Source organism: Pseudomonas sp. AP42 (assembly GCF_001728935.1).
Lineage (GTDB): Bacteria > Pseudomonadota > Gammaproteobacteria > Pseudomonadales > Pseudomonadaceae > Aquipseudomonas > Aquipseudomonas lactis.
Genome location: NZ_LYSO01000162.1, coordinates 1 through 10601, shown reverse-complemented (window position 1 = coordinate 10601; position 10601 = coordinate 1). Strand labels below are relative to the sequence as shown.

Sequence of the window (10601 nt, the reverse complement as noted above, 5' to 3'; positions counted from 1 at the left end):
GCTTACTTTTGCGCTTTTCAAAAGTGAGCCGCTGTCAGAGCGGAACCCTAGGTGGCCGTTACCGCAGGAATGGATATGTACACGGTCCAACTGAGTTGACTGTTAGGCCGTCTTCGCGAGCAAGCCCGCTCCCACAGTTTGATTGCGGGGTGTCAGGTAGAAAAGCGTTGGCTGTTAGGCCGTCTTCGCAGGCAAGCCAGCTCCCACATTTGGATCGCGGGGCATCAGTTAGATCAGCATCTACCATCAGGTCGTCACGGGAGCCAACTCCCACAGTTGATCGCGTCGAAGACTAAAACAGGAGGCAAAAAAAATCCCCGAACCAGTCGGGGATTTTTTATGTGCGATCAATCAGCCCAAGGGTGGATCAATCTTCGCGGTAGCGACGCAGCTTGAGCTGCTTGCCAGCAACGCGAGTATCTTTGAGCTTGGTCAGCAGTTTTTCCAGGCCGTCTTCCGGCAGCTCCACCAGGGAGAAGCTGTCACGCACCTGGATACGACCGATGGCTTCACGCGCCAGGCCACCCTCGTTGAGGATAGCGCCCAGCAGGTTCTTGGCAGCGATACCATCACGCGCACCCAGCGCGGTACGGCAACGAGCACGGCCTTCAGCCAATGGCACTGGAGCACGACGCTCACGGTCGCCACGGTCTGGACGGTCACCGGAACGCTCTGGACGATCACCGCGTGGCGCGCTGTTCGGAACCAGTGGACGTTCTTTTTCGATGGCTGCCAGGGTCAGGGCCTGACCGTTGGTGGCTTTGCGCAGCAGGGCTGCAGCCAGGGCACGCGGGGTGCAACCGATATCGGCGGTCAGGCGGTCCAGCAGGTCGCCGTGGGTCGATTCAGCGTCAGCCACCAGTGGCGCCAGGCTGTTGGTCAGTTTCTTGATGCGCGCATCGAGAACAGCCTGGGCATCCGGCAGGCGGACTTCGGCAACTTTCTGGCCGGTAACACGCTCGATCACTTGCAGCATGCGGCGCTCACGTGGAGTCACCAGCAGCAATGCACGACCTTCGCGACCGGCACGGCCAGTACGGCCGATACGGTGAACGTAGGACTCTGGATCGTAAGGCATGTCAACGTTGAACACGTGGGTGATACGTGGAACGTCGAGGCCACGGGCGGCAACGTCGGTCGCCACAACGATGTCCAGACGGCCATCCTTGAGGGAGTCGATCACGCGCTCACGCTGGTTCTGGGCAATGTCGCCGTTCAGCGCAGCGGCTTTGTAGCCTTTGGCTTCCAGGGCGCTGGCCAGGTCCAGGGTCGCTTGCTTGGTGCGCACGAACATGATCAGGGCGTCGAAGTCTTCCACTTCCAGCAGGCTCAATACAGCCGAGGTCTTCTGGTCAGCGTGAACCAACAGGTGAGCCTGTTCGATCGCGGTAACGGTCTGGGTCTTGGTCTGGATCTTCACGTGCTCCGGATCGCGCAGGTGGCGTTCGGCAATGGCACGGATGGACTGCGGCAGGGTAGCCGAGAACAACACGGTCTGACGGGTCGCTGGCAGTGCCTTGAAGATGACTTCCAGGTCATCCATGAAGCCCAGCTTCAACATTTCGTCAGCTTCGTCCAGAACCAAGTGGTTCACGGTCGACAGAACTTTTTCGTCACGACGCAGGTGGTCGCACAGACGGCCCGGAGTGGCGACAACGATCTGTGCGCCATTACGGATTGCCTTGAGTTGTGGGCCCATAGGCGCGCCGCCGTAAACGGCCACAACAGTTACACCCGGCATTTGCTTGGCGTAGGTTTCAAAGGCGGTTGCTACTTGCAGCGCCAACTCACGGGTTGGCGCCAGGATCAGGGCTTGCGGCTCGCGCTTGGCAGGATCGATGCAATGCAGAATAGGCAGGGCGAACGCGGCGGTTTTACCGGTACCGGTTTGCGCCTGGCCAATCATGTCCTTACCGGCCATGATGATCGGGATCGATTGCTGCTGAATCGCCGAAGGTTCTTCGTAGCCAGTCGCTGCGACGGCTGCAAGAATATTCGGGTTAAGATTAAAAGCGGCGAAGCCGCCGGTTTCCTGGGTCATGGGTCTGCCTCTAAGTGCATCCGCAAAGACCCATGCTCCAAAGCTGCGCATGCCGTGTTGAGACTCAAGAGTCGCCCTGGCTGCTTTGTCGGCGGGGATTTGCGAAAACGAATGAATGAAAAAGATTCGTCAAGGAAGAGTCCGCTGTGCGGACGTGCAGCCGAAGCTGACTTCGGGGAATTGCGCTACCTAAACGCGGCCCGGTTAAAGGCCGGCGCGCACTATACCGGAAATAGCTGAAAAAGGGAGCTTTTTTTATCGCCAGGCACCGATAAAGCGCACTGCGTCACGGGTTTTGCAGATCCGTGCGCCACGGTCTATTTTTCAGAGGCCCGGCCCTGTTGGTCATCATGCTTAAACGGTTCACCCAACCATTGAGACCCTTTGGTCTGAAACCTTACCCGCGCCCCGAGGGCACACCCCATGAATCAAGCCAGCAGTAGCCGTGTCAGCCGCGCACTTGAGGGCCATGTTCTATTGCTGGGCCTGGACCGTGTGGCCAAACGCAACGCCTTCGACCTGGATTTGCTCAATGAACTGAGCCTGGCCTATGGCGAATTTGATCGAAACGATGATGCACGGGTGGCCGTGGTGTTTGCCCATGGTGACCACTTCACGGCCGGGCTGGACCTGGCCAATGTCAGCAGCGTGATGGCGGGCGGCTGGCAACCGCCGCTGGGAGGGTGCGACCCGTGGGGGGTGTTTGCCGGCCCGCGCGTGAGCAAGCCGGTGATCGTCGCCGCCCAGGGTTATTGCCTGACGATCGGTATCGAATTGATGCTGGCGGCGGATATCAACCTCTGCGCCAGCAATACCCGCTTTGCCCAGATGGAAGTTCAACGTGGGATCTTTCCATTTGGCGGCGCGACATTGCGCTTTCATCAGATTGCAGGCTGGGGCAATGCGATGCGCTGGCTGCTCACTGGCGACGAATTCGACGCCCATGAAGCCCTGCGCCTGGGGTTGGTGCAGGAAGTGATGGCCAGTGAAGACCTGTTGCCTCGCGCCATTGAATTGGCCAACCGCATTGCGCGCCAGGCGCCGCTGGGTGTGCAGGCCACGCTGATGTCGGCGCGGCTGGCGCGGATGGAAGGCGAAGCTGTCGCCGCCGCCGCGCTGCCGCCCATGGTGGATAAACTGCTTAACAGTGAGGATGCCAAGGAGGGTGTTCGAGCGATGGTCGAGAAGCGGCCGGGGGTGTTCAAGGGGATTTGAACGAACTGAATTAGCGGTCGGCAGTGAGGGCCTCTTCGCGGGCAAGCCCGCTCCCACAGTTGAATTGCATTCTCTGCTGAAATGCAATCCCCTGTGGGAGCGGGCTTGCCCGCGAAAGCGTCCGAACCGGCAACTAAGTTGCTGGCCGAATCGCCTTGATCAACGGCTGCAACGAATACCCCAACCGCGGCGCCAAGGCTTCGGCGCGGGCTGACAGCGCCTCCAGGTCCAGCTCCTGATCCAGCTCCGAAGGCACCAACAGAATCACATTGCCCTCCTTCACCGGCAGCTCCCAGTAATGCCGGTGGTACAACCCACGCAGCAACGCCGCCCCCAACGGTTTGCCGTCATCGGTGGCCCACTGGTTGATCACCAGCCAGCCGCCGGGGTTGAGTTTCTTCTGGCAGTTTTCCAGGAAGGTCCAGGCCAGATGCCCCACGCCCGGGCCGACATCGGTGTAGAGGTCGACGAAAATCAGATCGGCCGATTCGGCACTGTCGAGCAATTGCAGTGCGTCACCAATGCGGATGTACAAGCGCGGGTCGTCATCCAGCCCCAGATATTCAATCGCCAGGCGCGGTACATCGGGACGCAGTTCAATGGCTTCGACATCGTCCAGCGCCAGGAACTTGAGGCACGCCTGGGTCAGCGTGCCCGCGCCCAGGCCGAGAAACAACGCACTCTCCGGCTGCTCATGGCACAACGCACCGATCAGCATCGCGCGGGTATAGTCGTACTCCAGCCAGCTCGGGTCAGCGGTGAATACACAGCTTTGCTCGATGGCATCGCCGAATTCGAGAAAGCGGTAATCCGCCACTTCAAGCACACGGATCATGCCGAATTCATCATGGACTTCGGCCAGCAGGCGCTCGACACGCTCCTCGCTCATCACTACTCCTAAAGGGTCTACCGCACGACAAAGGCGCGATTGTCGGCCAAGCGGCAGCCACAGGTCACGCACTAATTGCTGCTAACATTGACGCCCCAACATCCACCCGCAAACGAGTTCATGATGAGCCAACCCTGGAGCCCCGATAGCTGGCGAGCCCTGCCGATCCAGCAGCAACCTCAATACCCGGACGCTGCCCACTTGCTGCAAGTGGAACAAAGCCTGGCGAGCTACCCGCCCCTGGTGTTTGCCGGGGAAGCCCGCGAGTTGCGCCGTCAGTTTGCCGAAGTGACCCAGGGCCGTGCCTTCCTGCTGCAAGGTGGCGATTGCGCCGAGAGCTTTGCTGAGTTTTCCGCCGCGAAGATCCGCGACACCTTCAAGGTGCTGCTGCAGATGGCTATTGTCATGACCTTCGCCGCCGGTTGCCCGGTGGTGAAAGTCGGGCGCATGGCCGGTCAGTTTGCCAAGCCACGCTCGGCCAACGATGAAACCATCGACGGCATCACCCTGCCCGCTTACCGTGGCGATATCGTCAACGGCATCGGCTTCGACGAAAAAAGCCGCGTGCCAGACCCGGACCGCCTGCTGCAGTCCTACCACCAGTCCACCGCCACCCTCAACCTGCTGCGCGCCTTTGCCCAGGGCGGTTTCGCTGACCTGCACCAAGTGCACAAGTGGAACCTGGATTTCATCGCCAACTCAGCCCTGGCTGAAAAGTACAGCCAACTGGCCGACCGCATCGACGAAACCCTGGCCTTCATGCGCGCCTGTGGCATGGACAGCTCGCCGCAATTGCGCGAAACCAGCTTCTTCACCGCCCACGAAGCGTTGCTGCTCAACTATGAACAAGCCTTCGTACGCCGTGACAGCCTGACCAACGACTACTACGACTGCTCGGCGCACATGCTGTGGATCGGCGACCGCACCCGTCAGTTGGACGGCGCCCATGTCGAGTTCCTGCGCGGGGTGAACAACCCGATCGGCGTGAAAGTCGGACCGAGCATGAACCCCGACGACCTGATCCGCCTGATCGACATCCTCAACCCGGATAACGACCCTGGCCGCCTCAACCTCATCGCCCGTATGGGCGCAGGCAAGGTCGGTGACCATTTGCCCAACCTGATCCGTGCCGTGCAGCGCGAAGGCAAGCAAGTGCTGTGGAGCTGCGATCCGATGCACGGCAACACCATCAAGGCCAGCAGTGGTTACAAGACCCGCGACTTTGCGCAGATCCTTGGCGAAGTGAAGGATTTCTTCCAGGTGCATCAGGCAGAAGGCAGCTATGCCGGCGGGATCCATATCGAGATGACCGGACAGAACGTCACCGAATGCATCGGCGGCGCACGGCCGATCACCGAAGATGGCCTGTCGGACCGCTATCACACCCATTGCGACCCACGGATGAATGCCGATCAGTCGCTGGAGTTGGCGTTTCTGATTGCCGAGACCTTGAAACAGGTTAAACGCTGACGTTTTATCGACCGGGATGACGCCATCGCGGGCATGCCCGGCTCCCACATTTGAACGCGTTTCTCTGTGGGAGCCGGGCTTGCCCGCGATAGAGGTTTAAAGGTTGGTATCCCGGTTCAGCATCGCTGCCCTTAACCGGGCAGCACTGGGCCGCTGGCAATTGAGCTGAACCTGTTCCAGCCCTAGCCAGTCGGCCATTTTGCGCAGGTTCATCGCCAGCGCCAGCATGCCTTCCTCATCCAGCCCCGGCTCTTCCTCGTGCACGGCATGCACGGCCAGGCGCCCATGGGCACGCTCGGCCCGCAGGTCGACGCGCGCGGCAATGCGCTCGCTGTGCAGAAACGGCAGCACGTAATAGCCATACACGCGCTTTTCTTGCGGGGTGTAGATCTCCAGCCGATAGCGAAAGTCGAACAGGCGCTCGGTGCGGCTGCGCTCCCATATCAGCGAATCGAACGGTGACAACAATGCGCTGGCCGGTACGTTGCGCGGCAGTTTCGGCTGCGCCAGGCAATACGCGGGTTGCTTCCAACCCCGCACCTGGCACGCCAGCAGTTGCCCATCCTCGACCAGTTCGGCCAAGCGGTTGCGGCTGTCGGCGGGCTCGAGGCGAAAATAATCGCGCAGGTCTTTTTCGGTGGCGACACCCAATGCCGTCGCACTGTGCAACAGCAAGCCGCGCTGCGCTTGAGCCTCACCCATGGAGACATTGAGCACCTCGGCGGGAATAACGCGCTCGGGTAAATCATAGAGCCGCTCGAACCCTCGACGACCGGCAACCGTGACCAGGCCAGCGGCGAACAGCCATTCCAGCGCGTGCTTTTCATCACTCCAATCCCACCAAGGCCCGGCACGCTCCTCGCGGGTCGACAAGCTGCCGGCCCCCAAGGCGCCCTGCTGTTCGACGATGCGTAACACGCGCTGGATAGTCGCCTGCTGTTCACGGCCAAAACGCGCCATTTGCGCATAGATCCCCTGCCCTTGCCGGGCGCGCTCCATGCGCCACTTCATCAGCGGGTACAGGGCCATAGGCAGCAGCGACGCCTCATGCCCCCAGTATTCGAAGAGTGAACGCCGGCGCCCCTGGCTCCAGGCGGCTTGCTCAAGAATTGACGGGGAATAATGGCCGAGGCGGGAAAACACGGGCAGGTAATGGGAACGCACCAGCGCATTGACCGAGTCGATCTGTAAAACACCCAGGCGTTCGATCAAGCGGTTGAGGTGCGCGGCCTTTATCTGTGCAGGCGCCTGGCGCCCGGAAAAACCCTGGGCTGCCAGCGCCATGCGTCGAGCTTGCTTGAGTGAAAAAAACAGGTCGGCGGGCATGGCAGTCTCCATAGAAGCTCGCCCCCTACCCTACTGCATCCGGGCTTATTTTCGCAGCGGGTCTTCCCAGAAATGCCGATGACTTTCCTGTTCTACATCGGCGCGATTGAGCCCGATGTCCTTGAGTGCGTCATCGCTCAGGGTCGCCAGCATCTGGCGCTCCTGATGCAACAGCTGCCAACGCGCGAATGTGTGAAACAGCCCGGAAAGCGGCCATTTACCTGTCGATATGAAACCTTTTTGACCTTTCATCTTCTCGCCCTCCCGTGGGGATGACGACAGTGTGTGCCTGGCGTTATGATCAATCCAACGAATGTTTCTTATGCAATACATCTCGGAGATTGATCAATTGTCCGCCTATCCCAGCATCGACACAGACGTGCTGCGCACCTTCGTCGCGATCGCCGACCAGGGCGGTTTCACCCGCGCCGGCGAGCAGGTCAACCGTACGCAGTCGGCAGTGAGCATGCAGATGAAGCGCCTGGAAGAGGACGTGCTGCAGCGCAAACTGTTCGAGCGCGATGGCCGGCAGGTACGGCTCACGCCCGAAGGCCAGGTGCTGTTGGGTTATGCGCGGCGTATCCTGAAATTGCACAGCGAGGTGTTCAATACCTTGCGCGAGCCCCACATGGTGGGCTTGGTGCGCATCGGCACGCCGGATGACTACGTGATGCGCTTTCTGCCTGGGATCCTTAAGCAGTTTTCCAAAGCCTACCCACTGATTCAGATCGAAATGCACTGCGAAGCATCGACCGTATTGATGCAGCGGCGGGACCTGGCGTTGACCGTGATCAGCCGCGAACCCGGAAACGATCTGGGGGAGTTATTGCGTACCGAACGCATGGTGTGGGCAGCATCGCCGTGCTTTTGTGTGGAGGAGCACGATGCCCTACCCCTGGCGGTGTCCGGCGACGAGTGCCTGTACACCCATTGGGCACGTGCCGCACTGGACGCGGCGGGGCGAGATTATCGCCTGGCCTATCACAGCTCTAACGGAGCAGCGATCCTGGCGGTGGTGAGTGCGGGCCTGGCGGCGATGGTCAGCATGGAAAGCCTGGTCACCGACGACCTGCGCGTGCTCGGCAGCGACGAAGGCTTCCCGCCTTTGCCGTCGATGAACCTGCGCTTGCTGCGTAACCCGCAGATGACGTCGCCGATCACCGAATGCCTGGCAGAGTACATCATCGAAGGCTTCAAACTTTAAAGGTCAGCATCACCGCGCACACCACCAAAAAGCCACAGAACAGGCCGCGCAATAGACGCTCCGGCAAGGCATGGGCGACTTTCACACCCCAACTGATACTCAGCAGGCCACCTATCGCCAGCGGCAGGCCGATCATCCAGTCCACCTCGTGGTGCCAGGCATAGGTGACCAGGGTCACACCGGTGCTAGGCAACGCCAAGGCCAACGACAAGCCTTGGGCAACCACTTGAGTAGTGCCGAAGACACTGGTGAGTACCGGCGTAGCGACCACCGCACCGCCGACCCCGAACAGCCCGCCCATGGAACCGGATGCCGCGCCCAAGACGCCAAGCCAAGGCCAGGAATAACGCATTTGCGCGGTGGGCGGCGCGTTGCGAGTGAACATGCGCACCAGGTTGTAGGCCGATAGCGCGACCAAAAAAGCAATGAAGCCGATACGCATGGCGCCCGCATCCAGCCCCACCGCCCAGATCGACCCCAGCCAGGCAAAGCAAAAGCCGGTCACACCCAGGGGTAAGGCGTGACGCAACTCGATGCGGTTACGCTGGTGATAGCGCCACAGGGCGAGCATCACGTTCGGCACGACCATCACCAAAGCGGTGCCTTGGGCAATCTGCTGATCCAGGCCGAACAACACGCCCAGCACCGGGATAGCAATCAGCCCGCCGCCAATGCCAAACAGCCCACCCACGGTGCCCAACGCCGCGCCCAATGCCAGGTACATCACTAAATCCCACACCGCTTGCTACTCCGCCATTTGATGCTTGGCATGCTACGCAGTCGGCCCTGGCGCGGAAACGCACAGCAACGCACAATGGCTGTGCCAATCTCGCATAAGCGTTGAGCCATGAACCCCAACACCTTGACCGACCAACTGAGCCTGTTTCTGGATGTACTGGAAACCGGCAGTTTTTCCGCCGCCGCGCGCCGCCATCCGCTGACGCCTTCCGCCGTGGCGCGGCGCATCGACAGCCTGGAAAGCTCAGTGGGCAGCCGCTTGTTCCAACGCAGCACCCATGCGGTGGTGCCCACCTCAGCGGGCTTGGCCTTTGCCGAGCGGGCGCGACGGATTGTCAGCGAGTTGCAGTTGGCGCGGGCCGAAGCCGTCTCGCTGAGCCATGCGCCGGAAGGGTTGATCCGGGTCGATGCGCCCGCAGCGTTTGGCCGCCGGCACCTGGCGCCGGTCATTGCGGACTTTTTGAGCCTGTATCCCGGCCTGGACGTGCACCTGCACTTGATCGACAGCTTTGTCGATATGCAGGGCGCGCATTTGGGCAAGGTCGACCTGGTATTGCGCGCCGGGCATATCGTTGACTCCCGGCTGATCGCTACGCCGTTGGCGAGTATCGTGCGTATCGCCTGTGCCAGCCCCGCGTATCTGAAAAGCCGTGGCACGCCGGCCCATCCTCGGGAGTTGAGCGAACATGACGGCCTGGACTGGGACGGGCTGGCGCCGATGTTCGCCTGGCGCTTCGAACTGGACGGGCGCCGCACCACCTATCGCCCGCGGCGCATCCGCATGAGCGCCAACAATGCCGAAGCCCTGCTTTCGGGTGCATTGGCCGGGCTGGGCATCGCTCACCTGCCGACCTGGTTGGCCAGTGAGTACCTGGTGCGCGGCGAACTGTTGCCGCTGTTTTGTGAAGACGGTTTGCCCAGCCCGGAAACCGCCGGCATTTATGCGCTGCGCCTGGAACAGCAGCCCAATGCCCGCAGCCGGTTGCTGCTCGAATACCTCAAATCCCGTTTCAGCCCGGTGCCGCCTTGGGATCTGGCATTGCAAAGTGGCCTGGTCTGACGCCTAGGGCAACAATTACCTGGCGCATTAAAGATTTGCCCGCTAGATTCCAGCCCATACATGCTTTTTAGAGGCACTACCATGAGCAAAAACCCTGATCCTTGCGAATCGCTATTGCTGGACAACCAGCTGTGCTTCGCCCTGCACTCCACTTCACTGATGATGACCAAGGTCTACAAGCCGCTGCTCCAAGCCATCGGCCTGACTTACCCGCAATACCTGGCCATGATGGTGCTGTGGGAAGAGGATGAGTTGACCGTCAGCGAAATCAGCAGCCGTCTGCTGACGGACCCGGGCTCCATGACGCCACTGCTCAAGCGCCTGGAAGCCGAGGGCCTGCTCAGCCGCACCCGCAGCCGCGAAGATGAACGGGTGGTGGTGGTGGAGCTGACCGACGCCGGGCGTGCCTTGCAGGAGAAGGCCAAGGATGTTCCGCAATGCATCCTGGGCGCCAGCGGGATGGCGCTGGAGCAATTGCGCAAGCTGCAAGGCGACCTGATCGCGTTGCGCGCTAATCTGCAAACCAGCCTCTGACACCCCCAGCATTACACACACTCGGAAGTGGGAGCTGGCTTGCCTGCGATGGCGCCCTCACCTATCTACCTGACACCCCAACGATCCAACTGTGGGAGCGGGCTTGCTCGCGAAGGCGGCCTGG

General features: G+C 61.0%; 10 protein-coding genes. 5 read left to right on the top strand and 5 right to left on the bottom strand.

Annotated elements, in window-relative coordinates; translation table 11 throughout:
• Positions 1–367 precede the first annotated feature (367 nt).
• Positions 368–2041, bottom strand: coding sequence for a DEAD/DEAH box helicase (locus A7K61_RS29120; protein WP_003189900.1), 1674 nt, complete (start codon positions 2039–2041; stop codon positions 368–370).
• A gap of 423 nt (positions 2042–2464) precedes the next feature.
• Between A7K61_RS29120 and A7K61_RS29115 the strand changes: the two genes are divergently transcribed.
• Positions 2465–3256, top strand: coding sequence for a crotonase/enoyl-CoA hydratase family protein (locus tag A7K61_RS29115; RefSeq protein WP_044274549.1), 792 nt, complete (start codon positions 2465–2467; stop codon positions 3254–3256).
• A 133-nt stretch (positions 3257–3389) separates the two neighbouring features.
• Here the strand turns inward: A7K61_RS29115 and A7K61_RS29110 are convergent, their stop codons facing one another.
• Entirely contained in the window at positions 3390–4145 is a 756-nt protein-coding gene (locus A7K61_RS29110; protein WP_003189897.1) for a spermidine synthase, read from the bottom strand.
• 123 nt (positions 4146–4268) lie between these two features.
• Here A7K61_RS29110 and A7K61_RS29105 point away from each other — a divergent pair, with 123 nt between their 5' ends.
• Positions 4269–5615 carry a class II 3-deoxy-7-phosphoheptulonate synthase gene (locus A7K61_RS29105; protein ID WP_057710905.1) on the top strand — a complete coding sequence of 449 codons (1347 nt, stop codon included), beginning with the start codon at positions 4269–4271 and terminating at the stop codon, positions 5613–5615.
• Positions 5616–5711: 96 nt separating this feature from the next.
• Here the strand turns inward: A7K61_RS29105 and A7K61_RS29100 are convergent, their stop codons facing one another.
• Positions 5712–6941, bottom strand: coding sequence for a winged helix-turn-helix domain-containing protein (locus A7K61_RS29100; protein WP_069558894.1), 1230 nt, complete (start codon positions 6939–6941; stop codon positions 5712–5714).
• Between the two features lie 45 nt (positions 6942–6986).
• A complete protein-coding gene (locus tag A7K61_RS29095) occupies positions 6987–7193 on the bottom strand; it encodes a DUF1127 domain-containing protein (protein ID WP_044274555.1) in 207 nt (68 codons plus the stop codon).
• Positions 7194–7263: 70 nt separating this feature from the next.
• Here A7K61_RS29095 and A7K61_RS29090 point away from each other — a divergent pair, with 70 nt between their 5' ends.
• The gene (locus tag A7K61_RS29090; protein ID WP_047710396.1) at positions 7264–8145 is read left to right on the top strand and encodes a LysR family transcriptional regulator; all 882 of its coding nucleotides are present in this window, start codon (positions 7264–7266) and stop codon (positions 8143–8145) included.
• On the opposite strand, the gene A7K61_RS29085 is transcribed toward A7K61_RS29090, so the two are convergent.
• A complete protein-coding gene (locus A7K61_RS29085) occupies positions 8135–8884 on the bottom strand; it encodes a sulfite exporter TauE/SafE family protein (RefSeq protein WP_044274558.1) in 750 nt (249 codons plus the stop codon). The genes A7K61_RS29090 and A7K61_RS29085 overlap by 11 nt on opposite strands.
• A 108-nt stretch (positions 8885–8992) precedes the next feature.
• On the opposite strand from A7K61_RS29085, the gene A7K61_RS29080 reads away from it, so the two are divergent.
• On the top strand, positions 8993–9943 hold the full coding sequence (locus A7K61_RS29080; RefSeq protein WP_032892734.1) for a LysR family transcriptional regulator: 951 nt from the start codon (positions 8993–8995) through the stop codon (positions 9941–9943).
• An 81-nt stretch (positions 9944–10024) separates the two neighbouring features.
• The gene (locus A7K61_RS29075) at positions 10025–10477 is read left to right on the top strand and encodes a MarR family winged helix-turn-helix transcriptional regulator (RefSeq protein WP_032892735.1); all 453 of its coding nucleotides are present in this window, start codon (positions 10025–10027) and stop codon (positions 10475–10477) included.
• The last annotated feature ends 124 nt before the right edge of the window (positions 10478–10601 follow it).